This is a genomic window from Actinoallomurus sp. CA-150999 (assembly GCF_050942425.1).
GTDB lineage: Bacteria > Actinomycetota > Actinomycetes > Streptosporangiales > Streptosporangiaceae > Actinoallomurus.
Map to the genome: position 1 here is coordinate 10,614,099 of NZ_CP192063.1, position 21,503 is coordinate 10,635,601.

A 21,503-nucleotide genomic window follows, 5' to 3' on the forward strand; every position below is an offset into this window, starting at 1 on the left:
CGATCGTACGGCCGGCGGCGGGAGCACACCGTGCCCCCGCCGTGCGGACGTACGTCAGGAGAAGGGGACGACGTCCTGCTTGCAGACGGTGCCGGCCGGTGGCAGGGCGCCGGTCAGCAGGTAGCGGGTCTCGTGCTCCATGGCGCACGTGCTGGGATTCGAGAACACGGTGTGCCCGTAGCCGTTGACCGTCAGGAGGCGGGCACGGGCGAGGGTCCGGGAGACCGTGACCGCCTGCCGGTGGGACGTGGCCGGGTCCTTGGTGTTGTTGAGCAGCAGGATGGGGTTGGCCGTGCGCCGGTTCCACGGTCCGGCGTAGCGGTCCTTGCCCAGCGGCCATCCCGCGCACGGTTCCGTGGCCCACGCCGGGTCCAGTGCCGACGGTCCGGACCTGGCGTAGGCCAGCCGCGCGGCGGCCTCGTAGGCGTGCGGGTCACGGGGATTGGGGCTGTCGGAGCAGACGGTGGCGAGGAACTGTTCCCGCCCGGCGTAGGGGGCGGCGGTCCCGGCCTTCTTCGCCACGGCGGCTGAGGTGGTTCGCCCGGACGACTTCTCCCACATCTGCTGAAGCAGGTCGGCTCCCTCGCGCCACATGGACACGTTGCCCAGGGGAAGGCTGAGGACCCCGCAGGCGTAGCCGCAGGTCTGCGTGTCCGGCGGGGTGCCCATGGTCACCGGGTGCTGCCGCAGTCGGCGCAGGAGCGTGTCGTACTTGGCGCGCGTCGCCGCCGGGCCGCCCGCGGAGAAGGCGCACGCGGCCGTGGACGCCTTGCCGCACAGGTCCAGGAAGTCCTTGAGGACGGCGGCGGACGCCTGGTCGTTGCCCTCGCGCACGAAGCTCGGCAGCCCGCTCTTCCCGTCGGTCCAGGCGACCGGGCCGACGTTGCCGTCCAGCGCCATCCGCCCGACCTTGGCCGGGAAGAGATTGGCGTACGTGGTGCCGAGCAGGGAGCCGTACGACAGGCCGACGTAGTTGAGCACCGGGTCGCCGACGGCCTGGCGCAGCAGGTCCATGTCGCGAGCCACGTCGGCCGTGCTGACGTGCTGGATGAGGTCGGGGTCGCGTTTCGTGCATCGGGCGGCGAACCGCGACCACGTACCGATCCAGGCGGACGTCTCCCGCGCCCCGACGGGAAAGCCGATCGGCGCTCCGGACAGGAACGCGTTCTCCGCCTCGGTCGTCGGGAAGCAGCGTACGGCGGTGCTCTCGCCGAAGCCTCGGGGGTCGAAGGCGACGATGTCGTACCGGGCCCGCCAGGTCGAGGGGACGTGTGCGTAGGCGGCGGTGAAGCCCGCGAGCTGCGCGCCGGGGCCGCCGCCGTTGACGAACAGCGAGCCGATGCGGTGTGCGGTGTCGGTCGCCCGGTGCCGCATCACGGCGACGCTGATGGTCCTGCCGCGCGGGTTCCGGTGGTCGAGGGGGATCCGCGCCGTGGCGCACTGGAAGCCCCCGTCGCACGAGCGCCACGTCAGCCCGGGAGCCGACGATGCGGTCGTCGCGGCCACCTGCCCGTCCGCCTGCGAGAACGCGACGGGGATGGAGACGGCGGCGAGCAGGCCGGCCGTCCAGACCGCGGTGGCGGGCCGTAGGAACCGGCGCTTGGCGGGATGTCGAGGCTCGGTCGAAGTGTGGTCGATCGGCATTCTCAGAGTGCCCTTTCGGGGTCAGGCCAGGCGGCGGCGGAGCCACCACGTGCAGAGTCCGGCGAGGAGGAGAGCGACGGCGAGGTAGATCACCGTCTCCTCCCACTGGAAGGTCCAGAAGCGGTCGGCGGGGTGGAAGTCGACCCGTTGCCGGTAGCCCATGTCGGTGAGCCTGGTGAAGCAGGCCTGTGACCCCTGCCGGGTCTGCAGCGGGCACTTCTCCACCCAGGAGGGCGGTGAGACGACCTGGCCGGCGGCGTTGACGGTGTGCTGGGAGACGATCCAGGCGCCGGGCTCGTCGATCCGCACCGTGAGGTTCCCGCTGATGTCGATGAGGGTGAGGTTCGCGGAGCTGATCTTCGTGGTGATGTGCTCCGGTGGCAGCAGGTGCGACCGGACTTCGAGGCCCATGGTGGCCTGGACGACGGTGAAGACGGCGAGGAGGATCGCCATGGTGGGAAGGGTCCGCCGGACGATGACGCCGATGGTGACGCCGAGGACGAAGGCGAACGCGGCGTAGCCGAGGGGGACTACCCCGCGCGTGTCGAAGATCAGGACGTGCATGCGCGGGAGCAGGAAGACGCCGTGGCTGGGGGCGCCGCTGTTGGCGGCGATGGCCGCGTCGATCGGCCGGTTCCACCAGGTGACCGCGAGGCTGAGCAGCCCGGTAGAGCCCACCGCGGCCAGGCCGACGACCCCGAGCTTGGTGACGAGCCAGCGAGTGCGGGTGGTCAGGGTCCAGGCCAGCCGGTGCGTTCCGGCGTCCAGCTCCCGGGTGATCAGCGGGGCGCCCCAGAACGTGCCGATGAGGGCCGGGGTGAAGAGCACGGCGAAGGTGCCGATGACGTACAGGTTGCTCTCGGTGCTCCCCAGCTCGTCGAGGAAGGCGCGGCCGTGGGCGTTGTACAGGTGGACCATGTGCGGGCCGGTGGCCGCGAGGAGGGCGGCGAGGACGACGATGGCGCCGAACACCACCGCCGCCTGGGTACGGAGCTGCCGCCAGGTGAGCCAGATCATCTTTGTCCCTCCAGGAGCGGCGTGGACCCGCTCATGTAGGCGAGGACGAGGTCTTCGAGGCCGACCGGGGCGACCGCCCAGCCATGACCGTCGATCGGGGCGTCGGCGCGGACGAGCAGGGTGGTCTGCCGGTCGGTGCGGTCGACGGAGACGGCGTGCACGCCCGGGGGAAGGGCGGCCGGGTCGAGGTGCGGAGCGCTGATCAGGTGGTGTGCGGCCAGCAGTTCGCGGACGTCGCCGGCGACCCGCACGCGGGAGCCGACGAGCACGATGAGGTGGTCGCAGACCAGTTCCACGTCGGAGACCAGGTGGGAGGAGTGCACGACGCTGATCTCCCGGCCGGCGGTGGCGTCGCTCAGCTCCCGGAGGAACTCCCGACGGGCGAGCGGGTCGAGGGCGGCGACCGGTTCGTCGAGGATCAGCAGCCGGGGCCGCTTGGCGAGCGCGAGCGTGAGGGCGAGCTGGGCGCGCTGGCCACCGGAGAGGTTCCCGGCCCGCTGGTCAGAGGGCAGGCCGAGCCGCCGCACCCGGTCCCGGGCCAGCCGCATGTCCCAGCCCGGGATCAGCCGGGAGCCGAGTGTGAGGTGCTCGGCGACGGTCAGCCGCGCGTAGATCGGTGTGTCCTGGGCGACGAAGCCGACCTTGGCCAGTTGCGCCGGGTTCGCGCCGGGGCGGCCGCCGCACACCTCGATCGTTCCGGACGTCGGTGTGAGCAGGCCGGCGGCCAGGCCGAGCAGCGTCGACTTCCCGGCCCCGTTGGGGCCGACCAGTCCGACGACCCGTCCCGCCGGGATGTCGAGGGTGCAGTCCGAGAGCGCCCAGCGCCGGCGATATCGCTTGCCGAGCCCCCGGGCCCGCAGGACCGTGTTCTCAGTGGAAGGCATGCGGTTCACTCTGCGGGCCTCGGCCCGGCGCGCCCACCGGCCGGAAGTACGGTTCGCGCCGAACCGGTCGTACTTTCGGCTGATCCGGCACGCGACGGACTTCCGTAGGCTGAACCGTCATGGACCTGCTGGATCGCCTGGTCGAGCGGCCCCGGATCGCCGTGAACGCCGGGCTCGGCCTCGTGTTCGCGACGGCGCTGGGTTACGAGATCCGCGCCATCGCGGAGCGGCACGGCGACTGGAGGTCGATCCTCGCCGTCGGGGCGGTGGTGTCCGTGGCCGCCCTGCTGCGGGAACGATCCCGTACGTGGGCCGCGGCGATCGGGCTCGCCGTCACCGGAGCGGCCGAGCTGGTCGCCTGGCGCTGGGGCCTGCCCGGGCAGCCGGCCGGTGCGGCGATCCTCGCCCTGGTCGTGCTCATCGCCTCCGCGATTCGCGTGCTGCCGGTCCGTACGGCGGCGGCCATCGCGGCGGGCGGAGTGGTCGTGGTGGCCGGGAGCCTCGAGCGGTACTCCCACTTCCTCGCCACCGGCGCCCCGGTGTCGTACTCGGCGACCTGGATCATGGCACAGGCGTGGGTCGCCGCCGTGGGCGCCGGTTTGCTGCTGCGCCGCCTGGACGCGCGTCGCCGCGCCGCGTTCGAGGCCGTACGGCGGGATGAGCGCCTGGAGCTGGCGCGGGAGCTGCACGATTCGGCGGCCCACCACATGACCGGCGTCGTGCTCCAGGCGCAGGCGGCTCGCATCGCCGCCCGCCGGGGCGCCGGAACGCTCGACGACACCCTGGCGGGCATCGAGACCGCCGCCGCCGAGGCGCTGGTGTCCATGCGCCAGGTCATCGGCCTGCTCCGGGAGGCCGACGACGCGGCCGGGCTCGCCCCCGGCCCGGAGGGGCTGACCGAGCTCGTCGACCGGTTCGCCGCGCGCGGCCCCGCCGTACGGCTGCACCTGCCCGACGGGCCGCCGGACCCGGCGTGGCCACCGCAGGTCACCACGACGGTCTACCGGGTCGTCCAGGAGTCGCTCACCAACATCACCCGGTACGCCTCCGGGGCCCGGGAGGTCACCGTGGCCCTCGCCCACGACCGGCGCGACATCACCGTCGAGGTCACCGACGACGCGCCCCCTGCGGGCGCGCCGCGCTTCCCCCACTCCGGCGGGCACGGCCTCGTCGGGATGCGCGAACGCGTCGAGGCCCTCGGCGGCACTCTCAACGCCGGGCCCCGCCCCCGGGCCGGCTGGTCGGTGCGCGCCACCCTGCCCGCCCGGAGCCGCTCGTGACCACCCGGGTGCTGATCGCCGATGACCAGGCGATGGTCCGCGGCGGGCTGCGGTTCATCCTGGAGGATCAGGCGGACATCACGGTCGTCGCCGAGGCGGCGGACGGCGCGGAGGCCGTCGCCCTGGCCCGGCGGCTGCGTCCGGACGTGTGCCTCGTCGACATCCGGATGCCCGGTCTCGACGGTATCGAGGTCACCCGGGCCCTGGCCGGTCCGGGCGTCCGCGACCCGCTCAGGGTCGTCATCGTGACCACCTTCGACCTCGACGAGTACGTCTACGGGGCGTTGCGGGCCGGCGCCGTCGGGTTCATCCTCAAGGACGCCGGCCCGGTCCTGCTCGTCGAGGCCGTGCGGGCCGCGCGCACCGGGGACTCCTTGATCTCCCCGTCGGTCACCGTACGGCTCCTCAAGCACCTCGCGCCCACGAGGAGTTCGGCGCCGTCGGCGGTGCCGCTGTCGGAGCGGGAGATCGAGGTCGTCCGGGCCATCGCCCGCGGCCGCACGAACCGGGAGATCGCCGCGGAGCTCTTCATCTCGATCAGCACCGTGAAGAGCCACCTGGCCGGTGTCCAGCTGAAGCTCGGCGTCCGTAACCGGGTGGAGGTCGCCGCCTGGGCCTGGGAGAACGGACTCGCGCACGCCTGACCGGAAGGTAGGGGCACCGCGATGTTGAGCGTGACGAACGGGCCTGTTTCGGGCATCATCGAGGGTCGGACGCGCGGGGAGGCGATGCTGGTGACCGGTTCCGATCTCGATGAGCTCCTGGTGTTCGGTGGATCGGGCAGTCCGCGGCTCACCGCCGCGATCTGCGAGAGCCTGGGCGTGGAGCCGGGCCACGGGGAGGCGATCCGCTTCTCCGACGGCAACCTGTTCGTGAAGGTCAACCAGAACGTCCGAGGGCGCCACGTGCACCTCGTGCAGTCCACGGTCTTCCCGGCCAATGACAACTTCATGGAGCTCCTGTTCTGGATCGACGCGTTCAAGCGGGCCAGCGCCGCGTCGGTGACCGTGCTGATGCCGTATTTCAGCTACGCGAAGGCCGACAAGAAGGACGAGCCCCGGGTGTCGATCCGGGCCCGGGTGTGCGCCCAGTCGATCGAGGCGGCCGGCGCGGACCGGGTCGTGACGATGGACCTGCACGCCCCGCAGATCCAGGGCTTCTTCACGCGGCCGGTCGACGACCTGTACGCCCTGCCCGTGCTCACCGAGGCCATCGGCGCCTCCGGGGATCTCGTCGTCGTCTCCCCCGACGCCGGTTTCGCCAAGCAGGCCCGTAAGTACGCCAAGCGGCTCGGCGCTCCGCTCGCCATCGCCGACAAGGAGCGCATCGACCACACCGAAACGGCGCGGGTCGTCGACCTGATCGGCGACGTGCGCGACCGCGACGCCGTGATCGTCGACGACTTCACCATCACCGCCGGCACGCTGGCGGAGGTGGCCGAGTGCCTCGTGGAGCGCGGCGCGCGGAGTGTGCGCGCGGCCGTGACGCACGGGGTGTTCACCGGCAAGTCGATGGAACGCCTCGACTCCAGCCCGATCACCCGGCTCTACGTCACCGACACCGTGGAGAACCAGCCCGTACGGCTGTCGCCTAAGGTGCAGAAGGTCTCGGTCGCGCCGCTGTTCGCCGAGGCGATCGCCCGCATCCACCGCCGCGAGAGCATCAGCGTCCTGTTCGAGTCGTGACCAGGGCCTTACACAGCGTCTTTGCGAACTCTTTGTAAAAGATCTTCAAAAGAGATACGCCATACGTATCCGTATGGTTATCTTGTTGGAATGATCTTGAGAGGTAGTCATAGGCGTGGTCGTGGCTGGGTCGCGCTGGGCGGTGCCGCCGTCCTGCTGGCAACCGTCGCACAGCCGGCGCACGCGGCCGAGCCCGACACCAGCGGCGTCGCGCGGATACTCCAGCAGACCGTCGCCGCACTGAAGTTCGGCGAGGTCCTGGACACCGAGCCCCCCACGTCCACCCAGGCCGCCCGGTCGTCCTCCGTCGACGTCGACCCCGAGGCGAAAATGCCCAAGCCGGAGCGTGCGCCCAAGCTGAAGGCGGCGGCCGTCGCGGCCGCCACCCAGATCCACCAGCAGCCGAACGTCGACGTGACCGTTCTCGAGCTCGACGACAACGGCCGGCTCGTCTCCTCCGGCACCGTCGTGACGAGCCCGACCTACAAGAACGGCGTCATCGTCCCGGTGGACAAGAACTTCCACACCACCGCGGTGCGCTACCGGCACTGGGACACCAACGTCTGGAACGCCAACAACGGGCAGGGCGACACCGACGTCGTCCCGGGCCGCGAGAACGCGCCCATCGACTTCATGTCGCCCTACCCCGCGTCGACCCTCAAGCTGATGGTCGGCTTCGGCATCCTCCAGCTGGTGGACAAGGGCACCATCACGCTGGACGACACGTACGCCTACCAGCCGACGCAGGCATCCGATCTGTGCGGCACCGCCACCACCGACACCGTCCGCAACTACCTCGACCGCATGATCACCGTCTCCGACAACGGCTCGGCGTGCGCGATGATCAAGCTGTTGAACGACAAGGGCGCGATCGACGGTCTCAACCAGACGTTCCAGGACATCGGTCTTGAGACCATGCAGCTGAAGGGCACCAACCCCGCCAACGGCGGAAACTGGACCTCCGGCATCAACATGTCGTCGCTGGACACCGCCAAGCTGCTGGCGCTCATCAACGGCGTCTCGGGCACGGCATGGACCACTCCGAACGGCAAGCCGGTCACCAGTGACGTCCTCAGCGCGTCCTCGCGCGAGTTCTTCATGAAGGAGCTCGGCGACCAGGGCTGGAACAACGTCCTGTCGACGACGAACTACTGCGGCTACACCTACCCGACGGCCGGCATGCCGCAGCGCATCTCGCAGCGGTGGATCGGCGCCGACGGGACCGTGACGGTCAACAACGACCCGACCGACGGGAAGTACCAGTACCCGGTGCAGCCCTGCCAGGACGCCGCCCAGGTGACGTTCGCCCACAAGACCGGCATCTCGGAGAACGCGGTGAGCGACGCGGGCATCGTGAAGTCGCTGCCCGGCAAGCCGAACCGGCACTACATCATCACCGCGTTCAGCAACCTCGGCTACCGGTACATCGACGTGGACCGCCAGGACATCCAGCCGGCGGTCAACCGGACCGAGAAGTTCGCGCAGCTCGGCCGCATCATGGACGCCTACGAGGCGCTGCGCTGACCCACCTGTGACCTACCGAAGGGGCCGGAGCTTCCGGCCCCTTCGGCCCGCTTGGATGGCTGGAATCGTCATATTCGCGTCATTGCGGCCATGAGGACCGGGCGGCGAGGCTGGTGTCGTGCGGATCACCTTCCTCGTCCATCCCCGGTTCCAGTCACTGGATCTGACCGGGCCGCTGGAGGTCTTCTCGCTCGCCGACGGGTCGTACGTCACCGAGGTCGTCTCCGTGGACGGCGCGCCGGTGACGTCGTCCAGCGGACTGTCGATCGCTCCGCACCGCGCCTTCCACGACGACCCCGTCGACACGCTCATCGTGGTGGGCGGCCTCGGTACCGCCGAGGCCGTCGGCGACGACCGTACGATCGCCTGGATCTCCTCGGTCGCACGGCGCGCCCGCCGGGTCGGCTCGGTGTGCAGCGGAGCGTTCCTGCTGGCCCGGGCCGGGCTGCTCGACGGCCGGCGGGCGACCACCCACTGGGCGGCCTGCCATCTGCTGGCCGAACGCTTCCCCGAGGTCGACGTGGACCCCGACCCGATCTTCGTACGCGACGATCCGGTCTGGACCTCCGCCGGAGTCACCGCCGGCATCGACCTGGCCCTCGCCATGGTCGAGGACGACCTCGGCCCGGCCACCGCCCGTGACATCGCCCGGCAGCTGGTGGTGTTCGTGCAGCGGCCGGGCGGTCAGGCGCAGTTCAGCGCCCAGCTGGCCGCCGGGCGGCCGGACCGGCCCGGCCTGCGCGAACTGCAGCGATGGATCGCCGACCATCTCACCGCCGACCTGTCGGTCGAGGCGCTGGCCGCCCGCGCCGGGTTGAGCACACGGCACTTCGCCCGCGTGTTCCGCGACGGCGTCGGCGTCACCCCGGCGTCGTACGTCGAGTCCGTACGGGTCGAGGCGGCCCGCCGGCTCCTCGAGACCACCGTACGGCCCCTCGACGTGATCGCCCGGGAGTGCGGCTTCGGCACTCCGGAGACCATGCACCGCAGTTTCAAGCGCACCGTGTCCGTCACGCCCGGCGACTACCGGCGCCGCTTCCGCGCCCGTACGCCGGTCCCGACCTCCTGAAGGAGCAAGCCATGCAGATCGTCTTCGCGCTGTACGAGGAGTTCACCGCGCTCGACGCCGTCGGGCCGTACGAGGTGCTGTCGCGTCTGCCGGGCGTCACGGCCGTCTTCGCGGCGACGGAGCGCGGCCCGGTCCGTACGGACGGCGCCCTCACCGTCGTGGCCGAGGCGGCGCTGGAGGAGATCGACCGGTGCGACGTCCTCGTCGTACCGGGCGGGCCGGGCACGCGCGAGGTCGTGCTCGGCGATCAGCGGTACGTCGACTGGGTCCGCCGCGTGCACCCGACGACCCGGTGGACGACGTCGGTGTGCTCGGGTGCGCTGATCCTCGGCGCGGCCGGGCTGCTGCACGGCCTCGACGCGACGACCCACTGGGGCGTCCGGAAGGAACTGGAGGCGACGGGCGCGCGGTACCTCCCGGAGCGCGCCGTCGAGCAGGGAAAGGTCATCACGGCGGCGGGCGTCTCCGCCGGCATCGACATGGCGCTGACCCTCGCCGCCCGGATCGGCGGTGAGGTCGCCGCGCCGGCGATCCAGCTGTGGATCGAGTACGACCCGCAGCCGCCGTTCGACAGCGGCTCGCTCGCCAAGGCGTCCCCGGAGGTCCTGGACTTCGTCGCCACCCACCTGGCGGTCGGCTGACCCCGGCGGCTTCGGGAGGATCGACCCCCGCGCGCCGTGCGCGATCGGATCTTCAGCGCGAGATTGCCCTTCGCTTACCGTTTGATCTGGGAAAAGTCGTCTACCGTGAGATACCCGGACGGCCGAGAGTGAAGGGGGCTGGCATGCCGGACGAGCTGACGCGCTTGACGGAATTCGCCTACGAGATGGGGCTGCTCAAGCGCTACAAGCGGACCGGCTGGCTCGTCGCGGGCGTCGCCGCGCCAGAGAGCATCGCGGACCACTCCTTCCGGGCCGCCGTGCTCGCCGGCGTCCTGGCCGCCATGGAGGGCGCGAACCCCGAGCGCGCCGCTCTCCTCAGCCTCTTCCACGACAGCCAGGAGACCCGGCTGACCGACATCCCGTACCTGGCCAAGCGGTACGTCACCCGGGCGCCCAACGAGAAGGTCACCGCGGATCAGGTGCAGGGCCTGCCGGGTCCGGTGGCCGACCTGATCTCCGACTCGGTCGCGGAGTACGAGCAGAAGACCAGCCTGGAGGCCCGCTGCGCCCGGGACGCCGACAAGCTCGACTGCCTGCTGCAGGCCATCGAGTACCGCGACCAGGGACACCACAACATCCAGCCGTGGATCGACAGCTCACTCGCCGCGCTGCAGACGCCGTCGGGGAAGAAGCTCGCCGACGAGGCCCTCGGCACCGGTTCGCTCGAGTGGCTCCCCGCGGTCGTGAACGGCGGAAACGGCCCCGCGGCCGACTGACCGCGGCGAGCCGAGTGGCCGGTGAGGAACGAGCCGGCTGCGGAGTGGGCGAGGAGGCGAGCGTGGCAGTGGGCACGCGGCAGTAGGCACGCACGCGACGGTGCACGCCTCGGGCCGGAGGTCTACCCCCAGAGGGGGTGAGGTTTGTAACTTCCATATTTCTGACATCTGGAGTTAACGTCGGTCATGTGCATGATGCAGCTATCTGGGAGGTGCTCCGATGTGCGGCATAGCCGGCTGGGTGGACTACGAGCGCGACCTCACCGAGGAGCGCGCCACCGCACTCGCGATGACACGGACGATGGCCTTCCGGGGCCCCGACGACGAAGGTCTCTGGATCGAGCCGCACGTCGCGCTGGGGCACCGGCGACTCGCCGTGATCGACATCGAGGGCGGCACGCAGCCCATGAGCCACGGTCCCGTCACCCTCGTCTACAGCGGTGAGGCGTACAACTTCCGCGAGCTCCGCCGGGAACTGGAATCCCACGGGCACCGCTTCCGTACCCGCAGCGACACCGAGGTCGTCCTCCAGGCGTACCTCCGCTGGGGCGCGGACCTCGTCGACCGTCTGAACGGAATGTACGCCTTCGCCCTGTGGGACCAGCGGACGGAAGAGCTCCTGCTCATCCGGGACCGGATGGGCATCAAGCCGCTGTACTACGCGCCCACCCCGCACGGAGTGCTCTTCGGCTCCGAGCCCAAGGCCATCCTGGCCAACCCGATGTTCACCCCGCGCATCAGCGACGACGACCTGCTCGAGCTCCTGACCATGGTCAAGACGCCGGGCCACGCCATCTTCGACGGGATGCATGAGGTCGAGCCCGGACACGTCGTCCGCGTCTCACGCGACGGCGTCACCGACCGGCGTTACTGGGCGCTGACCGCGCGCGAGCACCCCGACGACATCCCCACGACCGTCCGCCGCGTCCGCGAACTCCTCGAGGACATCGTCGAGCGGCAGCTCATCTCCGACGTGCCGCTGTGCACCCTCCTCTCCGGCGGCCTGGACTCCAGCGCGCTCACCGCGCTCGCCGACCGCGCGCTCGGGACCGGCACCGTACGGTCCTTCGCGGTCGACTTCACCGACGAGGGCGGCGGGTTCGTGCCCGACGCCATGCGGGACACGGCCGACGCGCCGTACGTCCACGAGGTGGCCAAGCACGTCGGGTCGCACCACACCGACGTCGTCCTCAGCAGCGACGAACTCTCCTCGCCACAGGTCAACGAGACGGTGATGCGCGCCCGCGACCTGCCGAGCATCGGCGACATGGACACCTCGCTGTACCTGCTGTTCGCCGAGATACGGCGGCACTCCACGGTCGCGCTGTCGGGCGAGTCCGCCGACGAGGTCTTCGGCGGCTACCGCTGGTTCCACGACCCGGAGGCGATCGCCGCCGAGACCTTCCCCTGGATGCTGGGCATGTCCGCCGGACAGGAACTCCTCGACGGGGACCTCAACCGGCGGACGGACGCGTACCTCGCCGACCGGTACCGCGAGGCCCTCGACCAGGTGCCCAGGCTGCCCGGCGAGACCGGACACGAGCGGCGGATGCGGGAGATCTGCTACTTGCACCTGACCCGGATGGTCCGCTTCCTCCTTGACCGGAAGGACCGGATGAGCATGGCGGTCGGCCTGGAGGTACGGGTGCCGTTCTGCGACCACCGGCTCGTCGAGTACGTCTTCAACACCCCGTGGAGCCACAAGACCTACGACGGACGGGAGAAGAGCCTCCTGCGCGGCGCCGTCGCCGACGTCCTTCCCGAGTCGGTCGTGCAGCGGCGCAAGAGCCCCTACCCGGCGACGCAGAACCCGAGCTACGAGCGCACCGTCCGCGACCGCCTGTCCGGCATCCTCGCCGACCCGAACGCCCCCGTACGGCCCTACCTCACGGAGAACGCCGCCCGCGAGGCCCTGCGACGCCCGCTCGGCCGAGCCAGCCTCCAGCAGGATCGCGCGGCCATGGAACGCATCATCGCCCTGAACGACTGGCTGACGGCCTACCGGCCGCAACACATCTGAGTAGAATTCGCCATTTATGGCGAATTGTGACTGATCAATTCGCAGAGAAGGCATGGCCGGTCTAAAGTCCCGGCCATGCCTTCACTTGAGCACGAATCTCTCGCCATGCTGTTCCATAATCGACCCAGCCTTGCGGCAGATATTCTGCATAACGCGTTAAAAGTCGACATCCCGGACTATAGGCGCGCTCGAGTCGAATCCGGCGATCTGACCGAGTGGAACCCGGCGGAGTTCCGCGCCGACGCGGTGGTGGTCTTCGAGGCGGCCGCCCCGGTGCTGGCCGTCGTCGTGGAGATCCAGCTCCGGCGCGACAAGGGCAAGCGGTGGAGCTGGCCGGTGTACCTCGCCGGCCTGCGCGCACGGACGCGCTGCCCCGCGATCCTGCTGGTCATCTGCGCCGACGCGAGCGTCGGCGACTGGTGCGCCGAGCCGATCGACCTCGGCCATCCGGGCTGGACCCTGACCCCGCTGGTCCTCAAACCCGAGGCGGTCCCGGTCGTCACCGACGCGCAGGAGGCCGCCCGAGCTCCGGAGCTCACGGTCCTGTCGACCGTGACGCACGGCGCCGCCTACGACCGGGTACGAATGTTCCATGCCTTGCTCTCCGCGCTCGCCGCATTGGAGGACACCGACCGCGCGGCACTGTACTTTGACATTGTCCTCAGGGCTCTGCCCGGGACGCCCGCCACCGAACTGGAGGCAATGATGAACAGCGATACGTCTCCCTACAAAAGCGACTTGGCTCGCCGCAGTAAAGCCGAGGGCAAGGTGGAGAGCATCCTCACAGTGCTCGAGGTTCGCGGCATCCCAATCCCCTCCGAAGCACGCGAACGCATCATGGCATGCACCGACGTCGCCGAGGCCCAGGCCTGGCTCGAACGTGCCGTCATCGTCCGCACGGTCGATGCTCTCTTCGACTGAGCGAGGCGACGGTGACTCACGAAGTCTGGCTTTCCCGAGCCGGTGTGGTCCGTTCGGTCGATGAGCTGTTCGCGCCTGACGGGGACCGCCGGTCAGTCGAGATCGGTGAAGAGGTGGCGGGTGAGGAAGTCGTTGGTGAAGGTGCCGGTCGGGTCGTAGTGGCGGGCGAGGGCGTGGAAGTCCGATAGCCGCGGATACCTGGAGCGCAGTGTCTCGGCCGGAGTGGTGAAGAGCTTCCCCCAGTGCGGTCGGGGACCGAACGGCTCCAGGCGCTCCTCCAGGAGCCCGATCACAGGGAGCACGGCATCGGTGTCCTTGACCCAGGTGAAGTGGAGGGCCACCGTGTCCTCGCCGTAGGCCGTGCTCATCCACAGGTCGTCCGCCGCGACCGTCCGGACCTCGCAGACCTGCAGGACGGCGGCGACCCGATCCCGGATCTCGTTCACCGCGTGGAGCGCGTCGACGGCGTGCCGGCGCGGCAGGAGGAACTCCGTTTGCAACTCATCGCCGCTGCTGCTCGGGGCGAAATCGGGTCGGAAGTGCGGCAGCCGGTCGAACCACGGGCCGGGAACGCCCAGCTGCTCGGTGCAGGCGACGGCGGACATGCCGGGGACCGGATGCCGCGGCCCGTCGGCGGGCCGGGCGCCGAACCAGTCCTCGGGCATGGGACGCTCGGCCGCCGGATCGACGCGTTCCTTCACCCACACCTGGTCGATCCGCGGCGCACGCCAGGTCGTGAAGAGGCTGACGCTGTACGCGCCGGAGACCACGGCGGAGAAGTGCTCGTCCAGGACCTCCAGCGGCAGGCCCTCGTAGACCCGCTGCCGCACGTCGAAGGTCGGCTCGACGTCCAGTGTCACGCTGACGACGATCCCGAGGGCGCCGAGCCCGACGACGGCCCCGTTGAACCGGTCGCCGTCCCGGTCGCGGCTCAGCGAGACGAGGTCGCCGCCGGCCGTGATGATCTCCAGCCCGGAGACCGCCGTGGCGAGGTTCCCGTTCCCGTCGCCCGAGCCGTGCGTCGCCGTCGCGATCGAGCCGGCGACGGAGATGTGCGGCAGGGAGGCGAGGTTGTGCAGGGCGTACCCCTCGTCGTGCAGTCGACGGCTCAGCTCGGCGTACCGCACGTTAGCGCCGACCTTCACCCGGCCGGCGGCGCCGTCGATCTCGATAGTCGGCGGCAGCTTCGCCAGCGAGACCAGGCTGCCCGGTGTGTCGGCGATGTCGTTGAAGGAGTGCCCGCTGCCCAGCACCCGGAGCTTCGAGCCGCGGGCGGCCAGGCTCCGTACCTCATCCAGTGAGGCCGGGTGGCAGACCTCCTCGGCCTGGAACGCGATGTTCCCCGACCAGTTCCATACGCCATCGACCACCGGATCACGCACCCTTCGCCCGCCTAGCACTCCGCCGATCAGCCCGGACTCAGCACGATATGTCGTACAGGCCGGAAAGCGGCGATCGGGGCACGGAGAGGCCGCGGTGATGGCTCGGAGGCCCGGACGCGACCCGGTACCGGAACGGTACAGCCCGGTCCCTGAGGAGGGACCGGGCTGTGCGCACGACGAGCGGTGACGCTGTTACCTCACCTTCTTGAGGTACGCGGCACCCGTGTAGCCGATGCGGCCGTTGCCGGCCTTCACCTTGATGTACCTCACACGGCTCTTCCCGACTGTGACCTTGCAGGCACCGGGAACACGCTTGGCGGTCCGGGACAGGCTGCCGATCACGGGGGACTTCTTGTAGTCGGCCTTCTTGAAGACCTTCAGGTAGGCGCCCTTCGGGACGCGCACCACGTTGTAGTGGCACTTCAGCTTCGTGGCCTGGGTGGAGGTCGCCGCGTCAGCCGTGCCGGCGATCGTGGTGAAGGCACCCGCCGCGATCGCGCTGGCGCCGACGATCGTGGCAAGGCGAGTCGAGATCTTCATCCGAACCTTTCCCCGTACGACCGGCTCCGAGAAGAGCCGATCAGTCGACGTCGGCTAGGGGCCCTGAGGACTCTGCGCCGACTGATACGCGGTGGAATGTAGCGGTTCACTGCTTGGCGTGCGACGCATTTCCAGGAAAGCCGAAATAAGAATAAGTCCAACAAAATGCACAATGCGGACATAAAATCCGCCCTGCGCCGAACCGCGGCGGATCCGTAGCGCGGAAAATCCGTTGCCCACGGCCAGGCCCGGATGGTGTACTCCCGGCGAAGCTCCGGTCGACCGAGGAGATGGTCATGCGTAAGGCGTTCATGTCCCCCCAGCAGGCAATCGCCACCTACGCAGAGGACATGACGCTTCGTGCGACCCTTCCGACGACCGGCACGGAGAGACGCCGGTAAGACCCCACCGACCACCGTCCTGGGCTGCCTGCGCCCGGGACCCCGCGCGGGTGCCGCGCTCGTCGCCGCCGTCACGGCCGCGACCGTGCTCCCGCTCGCCGCGCCCCAGATCACCCGGCGTTTCGTCGACGACGCGATCGGCGGCGCCGGCACCCGGCATCTGGCGTTCGTCGCCGTCGGCTACCTGGCCCTCGCCGTCGCCGGGCAGGCCGCCCGGACGCTGACCGCCTGGCTGGCGAGCCGCCTCGCCTGGGACGGCACCAACCGCCTCCGCGAGAGGCTTGCCGAGCACACGCTCGGTCTCGACATGGCCTTCCACGGGCGGCGCACGCCCGGCGAGATGATCGAACGGGTCGACGGCGACGTCGTCGCCATCGCCGAGTTCGTCGTCGCCTTCCTGCTGGACGTCGTGGCCGGCGTCCTGCTGCTCGCGGGCGTCCTCGTCGTCGTGCTGACCGTCGATCCGCGCATCGGGGCCGCGCTCCTGGCGTACTGCGCGCTGATCGGGTTCGGGATGGCCCGTGCGCAGAAGCTGGCCGTGCCCTCGGCCGCCCGCTCGCGGGCGCAGTACGCGGCGCTGTACGGCGACATCGAGGAACGGCTGGCCGGCGTGGAGGACCTCCGCGCGAACGGCGCCGGCGAGCACGCCGTGAACCGCGTCCACCGGACGAGCGGGCGCATGTACCGCGCGGAGTTCCGGTCCGAACGGCTCGGCAGCGGTCTCCTCGCCGGCACGTCGCTGGCGTTCGCGGTGGGCACGGCGCTGGTGATCGGCCTCGCCGCGTGGGGCCGTCGGTCCGGCGCGTTCACCGTGGGCACCGGCGTGCTGCTGTTCCAGTACACGCAGATGGTGCGGACGCCGTTCGAGCGGCTCATCGACCAGCTGCGGCAGTACCAGGCGGCCCTGGCAGGCGTCGCCCGGGTACGGGACCTGCTGGCCGAACGCCGTACGCTGCCCGAACCCGCCGGCCCACGGCCGCTGCCCGCGTCCGGCCCGCTCGGCCTGCGCCTGGACGGCGTGGGCTTCGCGTACGCCGACGACGGCGAGCCGGTCCTGTCCGGAATCGACGTCACGCTGGCACCCGGCGAGACGCTCGGCCTGGTCGGCCGTACGGGCAGCGGGAAGACCACCATCGCCCGGCTGATCCTGCGCCTGTACGACCCGACCGAGGGCGCGGTCCGCGTCGGCGGAGTGGACCTGCGCGACGCCGACCCGGCGTCCGTACGGCGGCGGATCGGCGTCGTGACCCAGGACGTGCAGCTGTTCGCCGCGAGCGTCCGGGACAACCTCACACTGTTCCGGCCGGTGCTCGCCGACGACGACGGCCTCCGGGAGATCCTCGCCGAGGTCGGTCTCGGCGACTGGCTGGCGGGCCTCCCCGACGGGCTCGACACCGCGCTGGGCGGCGACGCGACCGGCGTGTCGGCCGGTGAGGCGCAACTGCTGGCGTTCGCCCGGGTGTTCCTCACCGACCCCGGCCTCGTGGTGCTGGACGAGGCGTCGAGCCGGCTCGATCCGGCGACCGAGCGGCGCATCGAGCGGGTCGTCGACCGGCTCCTCACCGACCGGACCGGTGTGCTCATCGCGCACCGCCTGTCCTCCCTGACGCGGGTGGACCGGATCGCGGTCGTCGAGGACGGCCGGATCGTCGAGTACGGCCGCCGCGAGGAGCTCTCGGTGGACCCCGGCAGCCGCTTCGCGCGGCTCCTGAGCGCGGCGGAGGTGACGCGATGAGGCCCGTACCATTCGTGATGTCCCGCCTCGCCCGTTCCTCCGGGCTGCGCCGCTATGTGGCCGGTGGCCTGCTGTGGCTGCCGACGTACCTCTTCCCCATCGGCGGCGGGCTGCTGCTGAAGGCGGTGTTCGACGAGCTCAGCGGGGACCGTACCGTCGATCTCCGGGCGGTCCTGTGGCTCTGCGCGGCGTACGTCGGGCTGGAGGTCGTCCGCGGCATGGTGTTCGTCACCGCGTGGGCGTACGGCGTCTACTGGTGGGTTGCGGCGGCGACCACGCTGCGCGTCAACGTGCTGCGCTCGATCCTCACCGCGCGCGGAACCGCCGCGGATCGGCTGCCGCACTCGTCGGGCGAGGCGGTCGCGCGGCTACGCGACGACGCGGATGACGTCGTCCAGGTCACCGACGACCTGGTGGACCTGACCGGCACGGCGCTGTTCGGCCTCACCGCGCTGGCGATCATGGTGACGATCGACCCCGCCGTCACATTCGCACTGGCGCTGCCGATGATCGCCGCCGGCGTGCTGAGCCGGCTGCTCGGCGGGCTCATCCGGCGACTCCACCGTCGCGCCCGGGAACTCGGCGCGGTGGTGACGGCCCACATCGGCGAGACGTTCGCCGGCATCCTGGCGATCAAGACGGCCGGGGCCGAGGACGCGGTCCTGCGGCGCCTCCGCGACCACAACCGCCGACGGCGGAACGCCGCCGTCAAGGACCGGCTGACCACCGACCTCCTCGACACCGCGACGGGCGCGACCGTCGAGATCGGCATCGGCCTCGTCCTGCTCATCGCCGCTCCCGCGATGCACCGCGGCGACTTCACCGTGGGGGACCTGGCGCTGTTCACCACCTATGTCGGCTGGCTGACGGCGCTGCCGCGCTCCGCCGGCACGTTCCTGTACCGCCTGCCCCAGGCCGCGGTCGCCGTCGAACGCCTCCGCCGGCTCATGGCCCCGTACGAAGACGTCGAAGACCTGGCCCGGGTCAGCGGCGTGTGGTTCCGCCGCGAGCCGCCACCCGTCCTGACGTCACCGCCCCGCCACGACGACCCTCTGCAAGTCCTCGAGGCGAACGGGCTGACGGTGCGCGACCGCCTGCACGCCGTCGATCTGCGGGTCGAACGCGGTTCGTTCACCCTCATCACCGGCGCCGTCGGGGCGGGCAAGACCACCCTCGTACGGGCGCTGCTCGGCCTGGTGCCGCTCGACGCCGGAACGATCACCTGGAACGACCGGCGCGTCGACGACCCGGGCACGTACCTCGTCCCCGGACGCGTCGCGTACGCGAGCCAGGTCCCCCGGCTGTTCTCCGACTCGCTCCAGGAGAACATCCTGCTCGGCCGGCCGGCGGACGGCGACCGGCTCGCCACCGCGATCGAACTCGCGGTGTTCGACAAGGACCTGGCCGGCATGCCGGACGGCCTCGGTACCGTCGTCGGCCCTCGCGGCGTACGGCTGTCGGGCGGCCAGGTGCAGCGGGCGACGGCCGCGCGCGCCCTCATGCGGTCACCGGACCTGCTCGTCGTCGACGACCTCTCCTCCGCACTGGACGTCGAGACGGAGAAACTCCTCTGGGACCGCCTCGCCGACGCCGCCCGAGACGGGCGCGGACCCGCGACGCTGCTGGTCGTCTCCCACCGCCGCGCGGCCCTCGAACGCGCCGACCAGATCCTCGTCCTCGACCGCGGCCGCGTCGTCGGCTGCGGGCCGTTGGACGAGTTGCTGGAGGGCTGCCCGGAGATGCGGCGCCTGTGGACGGACGAACTCATCACCGAAGCCGAGGAACAGGCGGACGTCCACTGATCCGGTCCCCCTCGCCGATCACCGGGTCAGCGCTCGCCGGGGCCTTGGAGAATGGCGGTGAAGCGCTCGTCGGCGCGGTCGAGTTGGCGCACGATGTGCAGTCTGATCGGGGCCGTCAGCGGGGTGTCGGGGCGGTTGATCAGTTCCTTCAACTCCGGGACGAGCGGGCGGTACTTCATGGCGAGCTTGCGGAGCTTCGGGCCAGTGGTGTGAATGAGCCCGACACCGTTGTCGGTGAAGTCGGAGACCTTGATGACCCGGGCCGCGGGGTGGCGGTCCAGGCTGGCGACGACGTGCGCTCGATACTGGGCGTGGACGTCGCGGGTCCGGTCGTACGTCGGGTTCGTCACGGCGCGTACGAGCTCGGCGACGCGTGGACCGAACTCGGCGGACAGGACGTCCAGGGCCGTCTCGGTTGGGGCGTCGTGGCCCTCCCCCGCCAGTTCGGCGGGATGGTCCTCGACGGAGTCGTGTAGGAGGGCGGCGACGAGGATGTCGACGTCGTTCACCTCGTAGTGGCACATCACCCGCAGCGTGACGCGCAGCAGATGGTTGACCACGGGTTCGCGCGACCGGCGGTCCTGGCGGTGGAGGTCGCTCGCCAGCGACAGCGCCTTGTTGAGCCGGCGCCAGTCCGGCTCCGCGAACCGTTCGATCTCGCGGGAGAACCGGTCGCGCAGGCCGGCCTCGCCGTACACCTCGGTGATCGTGTGCAGTGGAAGTGTCTGCAGGTAACTGGGCACCGTGCTCCCCTCTCACGGGGCGGAGCCTCACCTGGGAGCGTTCGGCCGTCCCGTGTGGAAACTGGGACGCCGCAAACGATCAGCCGGTTCCGGACCCCGGCGGACCGGGCGGTGGTCCTCCGGGACCCGCGGGCGGCTGCCAACCCTGGGGAGCCGGGCCGCCTGGTCCCGGCGGCGCGTACGGCGGGGCGCCCATTCCCGGGCCGGGCTGGGCCGGCCCGTAGGGAGGAGGGGGCTGGTTCCAGTAGCCCTGTGGTGGAACGGGAGAAGCGGGAGCACGTGTCGTTCTCGAGACGCCCACTGCGGTGAGCACTGCCGCCGCCGCGATCGGCACGAGGTTGAGCAGGAGCGAGATGGCCGTCTGGTGGGTGAAGTAGTCGGTGAACGTATGGGCGTTCACCGGCAGATCGTGAAGGAGCCAGATGACCGGGCGGGCGATCAGGTCTCCGATGATCCCGGCGATCAGCGCGACCAGGCCGGCCACCGCCGCGAGGCCGTAGCTCCTGGGGCGGCCCAGGAAGGCAGCGCCGCCGATGAGCGCACCGATGAGCAGGCCTTGCAACCCGCCCAGGAAGTAGTACACCGATTGGCTCGACGTCTTCACCGTGTAGGAGATGACGAGGTCGATGGCGAACTCCGCCACCACGCCCACGACGCCGCCGAGGACGAGGAAGAGGGGGGCGGTGGTACTCCCGCCTCGGGTCTGATGATGCATCAGCGCGCCACCTTCCGTATCGCGGGCACTATAGCGTTCATACGCAGGGAAAAGGACACGCGTCAATGCGTACGGCTCCCAACAATCGGGCTAACCCAGCGGGCCGATCAGGACGAACTGCTCTCCCGTGGCGTCACACGGCCGCTGGATGACTTCGGCGCCCTGAGCCGCCATCGCGGGATCGAGACCGAGGCAGTCCTGGGACGGCCCGGCGAGCGACCGTCCGGGCTTGGGGATACGCCGGTGCTCCGCTTCACTCATTCAGCTGCGGAAAACGGCAACTGAGCCTGGCACCGTGGAGGCGGTAGTAGTCGCCTGAATCGCATGCCTTATCAGGCCGGGCCCAGATCGGCGGACAGCCAGTGTTCCGGCCGCATGTAGATGGCGCCGTGTTCGCCGAGCTGCGTGCGTTCGTACTCCAGGAAATCGGCGACCTTGTCCGGCGGTAGGTAGCGCGCCGCCATCTCCCGCGAACGCTCGAGGCTGGCTGCGGCGGTCCTGACCACCGGCCCCTCCACCGACACGTAGCGGACGGTCGGCTCGGTCCGCTGCACCATCAGGCTGAACCGGCCTGCGGCGTCGATCGCGCGGGCCTTCCGCGAGCCGGGCTCCGTGAGCACCCACAGCTCACCGCCCGGGCTGTACTGGTACCAGATCGGGACGGTCAGCGGCGCCCGGTCCGACCTCTCGACCACCGACAACGCACCGATGTGGGGTTCTGCCAGGAACTGTTCCCGTTCTTCTACCGAGAGCGCCATGCTCC

20 protein-coding genes are annotated in these 21,503 nt (G+C 70.6%); 11 read left to right on the plus strand and 9 right to left on the minus strand.

Going from position 1 to position 21,503, the window contains the following annotated elements; all coding sequences use genetic code 11:
- Positions 1–54: 54 nt before the first annotated feature.
- From ACQP2O_RS49015 to ACQP2O_RS49025, 3 genes are read right to left on the minus strand one after another with little or no spacing between them, the layout of a single operon-like run.
- Positions 55–1,644, minus strand: coding sequence for an alpha/beta hydrolase (locus tag ACQP2O_RS49015; RefSeq protein WP_433176629.1), 1,590 nt, complete (start codon positions 1,642–1,644; stop codon positions 55–57).
- Positions 1,645–1,665: 21 nt separating this feature from the next.
- Entirely contained in the window at positions 1,666–2,661 is a 996-nt protein-coding gene (locus ACQP2O_RS49020; RefSeq protein ID WP_433176631.1) for an ABC transporter permease, read from the minus strand.
- The gene (locus tag ACQP2O_RS49025; RefSeq protein ID WP_433176633.1) at positions 2,658–3,545 is read right to left on the minus strand and encodes an ATP-binding cassette domain-containing protein; all 888 of its coding nucleotides are present in this window, start codon (positions 3,543–3,545) and stop codon (positions 2,658–2,660) included. The genes ACQP2O_RS49020 and ACQP2O_RS49025 overlap by 4 nt, the downstream gene beginning before the upstream one ends.
- 119 nt (positions 3,546–3,664) lie before the next feature.
- On the opposite strand from ACQP2O_RS49025, the gene ACQP2O_RS49030 reads away from it, so the two are divergent.
- The 9 genes from ACQP2O_RS49030 to ACQP2O_RS49070 all read left to right on the plus strand — a co-directional run bounded on the left by ACQP2O_RS49030 (position 3,665) and on the right by ACQP2O_RS49070 (position 13,422).
- A complete protein-coding gene (locus ACQP2O_RS49030) occupies positions 3,665–4,825 on the plus strand; it encodes a sensor histidine kinase (protein WP_433176635.1) in 1,161 nt (386 codons plus the stop codon).
- Positions 4,822–5,469 (plus strand): response regulator, encoded by a 648-nt coding sequence (locus ACQP2O_RS49035; RefSeq protein ID WP_433176637.1) that lies wholly within the window; start codon positions 4,822–4,824, stop codon positions 5,467–5,469. Before ACQP2O_RS49030 ends, ACQP2O_RS49035 begins: the two co-directional genes overlap by 4 nt.
- Positions 5,470–5,559: 90 nt before the next feature.
- A complete protein-coding gene (locus ACQP2O_RS49040; RefSeq protein ID WP_433176639.1) occupies positions 5,560–6,510 on the plus strand; it encodes a ribose-phosphate diphosphokinase in 951 nt (316 codons plus the stop codon).
- Between the two features lie 90 nt (positions 6,511–6,600).
- Positions 6,601–8,034 (plus strand): serine hydrolase, encoded by a 1,434-nt coding sequence (locus tag ACQP2O_RS49045; RefSeq protein ID WP_433176640.1) that lies wholly within the window; start codon positions 6,601–6,603, stop codon positions 8,032–8,034.
- 118 nt (positions 8,035–8,152) lie between these two features.
- Complete coding sequence (locus ACQP2O_RS49050; protein WP_433176642.1) at positions 8,153–9,103, plus strand: GlxA family transcriptional regulator; 951 nt, start codon at positions 8,153–8,155, stop codon at positions 9,101–9,103.
- An 11-nt stretch (positions 9,104–9,114) separates the two neighbouring features.
- On the plus strand, positions 9,115–9,744 hold the full coding sequence (locus ACQP2O_RS49055; RefSeq protein ID WP_433176644.1) for a DJ-1/PfpI family protein: 630 nt from the start codon (positions 9,115–9,117) through the stop codon (positions 9,742–9,744).
- A gap of 143 nt (positions 9,745–9,887) precedes the next feature.
- The gene (locus ACQP2O_RS49060) at positions 9,888–10,481 is read left to right on the plus strand and encodes an HD domain-containing protein (protein WP_433176646.1); all 594 of its coding nucleotides are present in this window, start codon (positions 9,888–9,890) and stop codon (positions 10,479–10,481) included.
- A 220-nt stretch (positions 10,482–10,701) separates the two neighbouring features.
- Complete coding sequence (gene asnB, locus ACQP2O_RS49065) at positions 10,702–12,501, plus strand: asparagine synthase (glutamine-hydrolyzing) (protein WP_433176648.1); 1,800 nt, start codon at positions 10,702–10,704, stop codon at positions 12,499–12,501.
- Between the two features lie 75 nt (positions 12,502–12,576).
- Entirely contained in the window at positions 12,577–13,422 is an 846-nt protein-coding gene (locus ACQP2O_RS49070) for a hypothetical protein (RefSeq protein WP_433176650.1), read from the plus strand.
- 92 nt (positions 13,423–13,514) lie between these two features.
- Here ACQP2O_RS49070 and ACQP2O_RS49075 read toward each other — a convergent pair whose 3' ends face one another.
- Both ACQP2O_RS49075 and ACQP2O_RS49080 read right to left on the minus strand, forming a co-directional pair.
- Entirely contained in the window at positions 13,515–14,792 is a 1,278-nt protein-coding gene (locus ACQP2O_RS49075; RefSeq protein ID WP_433176651.1) for a D-arabinono-1,4-lactone oxidase, read from the minus strand.
- 204 nt (positions 14,793–14,996) lie between these two features.
- Complete coding sequence (locus ACQP2O_RS49080; RefSeq protein WP_433176652.1) at positions 14,997–15,344, minus strand: hypothetical protein; 348 nt, start codon at positions 15,342–15,344, stop codon at positions 14,997–14,999.
- Positions 15,345–15,704: 360 nt separating this feature from the next.
- Here ACQP2O_RS49080 and ACQP2O_RS49085 point away from each other — a divergent pair, with 360 nt between their 5' ends.
- Positions 15,705–17,480 carry an ABC transporter ATP-binding protein gene (locus tag ACQP2O_RS49085; protein ID WP_433176654.1) on the plus strand — a complete coding sequence of 592 codons (1,776 nt, stop codon included), beginning with the start codon at positions 15,705–15,707 and terminating at the stop codon, positions 17,478–17,480.
- Positions 17,477–19,282 (plus strand): ABC transporter ATP-binding protein, encoded by a 1,806-nt coding sequence (locus tag ACQP2O_RS49090; RefSeq protein WP_433176656.1) that lies wholly within the window; start codon positions 17,477–17,479, stop codon positions 19,280–19,282. The genes ACQP2O_RS49085 and ACQP2O_RS49090 overlap by 4 nt, the downstream gene beginning before the upstream one ends.
- Positions 19,283–19,308: 26 nt before the next feature.
- On the opposite strand, the gene ACQP2O_RS49095 is transcribed toward ACQP2O_RS49090, so the two are convergent.
- The 4 genes from ACQP2O_RS49095 to ACQP2O_RS49110 all read right to left on the minus strand — a co-directional run bounded on the left by ACQP2O_RS49095 (position 19,309) and on the right by ACQP2O_RS49110 (position 21,498).
- Positions 19,309–20,025: an HD domain-containing protein gene (locus tag ACQP2O_RS49095; protein WP_433176658.1), complete on the minus strand. Its 717-nt coding sequence runs from the start codon at positions 20,023–20,025 to the stop codon at positions 19,309–19,311.
- Positions 20,026–20,104: 79 nt separating this feature from the next.
- Positions 20,105–20,740 carry a hypothetical protein gene (locus ACQP2O_RS49100; RefSeq protein ID WP_433176660.1) on the minus strand — a complete coding sequence of 212 codons (636 nt, stop codon included), beginning with the start codon at positions 20,738–20,740 and terminating at the stop codon, positions 20,105–20,107.
- 90 nt (positions 20,741–20,830) lie between these two features.
- The gene (locus tag ACQP2O_RS49105; protein WP_433176662.1) at positions 20,831–21,001 is read right to left on the minus strand and encodes a hypothetical protein; all 171 of its coding nucleotides are present in this window, start codon (positions 20,999–21,001) and stop codon (positions 20,831–20,833) included.
- Between the two features lie 71 nt (positions 21,002–21,072).
- Positions 21,073–21,498 (minus strand): pyridoxamine 5'-phosphate oxidase family protein, encoded by a 426-nt coding sequence (locus ACQP2O_RS49110; RefSeq protein ID WP_433176664.1) that lies wholly within the window; start codon positions 21,496–21,498, stop codon positions 21,073–21,075.
- Positions 21,499–21,503 lie beyond the last annotated feature (5 nt).

Coding starts and splice junctions, on each gene's coding strand:
- ACQP2O_RS49100 (WP_433176660.1), bottom strand. CDS start 20,740: ATGCATCATCAGACCCGAGGCGGGAGTACCACCGCCCCCCTCTTCCTC.
- ACQP2O_RS49020 (WP_433176631.1), bottom strand. CDS start 2,661: ATGATCTGGCTCACCTGGCGGCAGCTCCGTACCCAGGCGGCGGTGGTG.
- ACQP2O_RS49070 (WP_433176650.1), top strand. CDS start 12,577: ATGCCTTCACTTGAGCACGAATCTCTCGCCATGCTGTTCCATAATCGA.
- ACQP2O_RS49105 (WP_433176662.1), bottom strand. CDS start 21,001: ATGAGTGAAGCGGAGCACCGGCGTATCCCCAAGCCCGGACGGTCGCTC.
- ACQP2O_RS49055 (WP_433176644.1), top strand. CDS start 9,115: ATGCAGATCGTCTTCGCGCTGTACGAGGAGTTCACCGCGCTCGACGCC.
- ACQP2O_RS49090 (WP_433176656.1), top strand. CDS start 17,477: ATGAGGCCCGTACCATTCGTGATGTCCCGCCTCGCCCGTTCCTCCGGG.
- ACQP2O_RS49110 (WP_433176664.1), bottom strand. CDS start 21,498: ATGGCGCTCTCGGTAGAAGAACGGGAACAGTTCCTGGCAGAACCCCAC.
- ACQP2O_RS49080 (WP_433176652.1), bottom strand. CDS start 15,344: ATGAAGATCTCGACTCGCCTTGCCACGATCGTCGGCGCCAGCGCGATC.
- ACQP2O_RS49045 (WP_433176640.1), top strand. CDS start 6,601: ATGATCTTGAGAGGTAGTCATAGGCGTGGTCGTGGCTGGGTCGCGCTG.
- ACQP2O_RS49015 (WP_433176629.1), bottom strand. CDS start 1,644: ATGCCGATCGACCACACTTCGACCGAGCCTCGACATCCCGCCAAGCGC.
- asnB (WP_433176648.1), top strand. CDS start 10,702: ATGTGCGGCATAGCCGGCTGGGTGGACTACGAGCGCGACCTCACCGAG.
- ACQP2O_RS49030 (WP_433176635.1), top strand. CDS start 3,665: ATGGACCTGCTGGATCGCCTGGTCGAGCGGCCCCGGATCGCCGTGAAC.
- ACQP2O_RS49060 (WP_433176646.1), top strand. CDS start 9,888: ATGCCGGACGAGCTGACGCGCTTGACGGAATTCGCCTACGAGATGGGG.
- ACQP2O_RS49025 (WP_433176633.1), bottom strand. CDS start 3,545: ATGCCTTCCACTGAGAACACGGTCCTGCGGGCCCGGGGGCTCGGCAAG.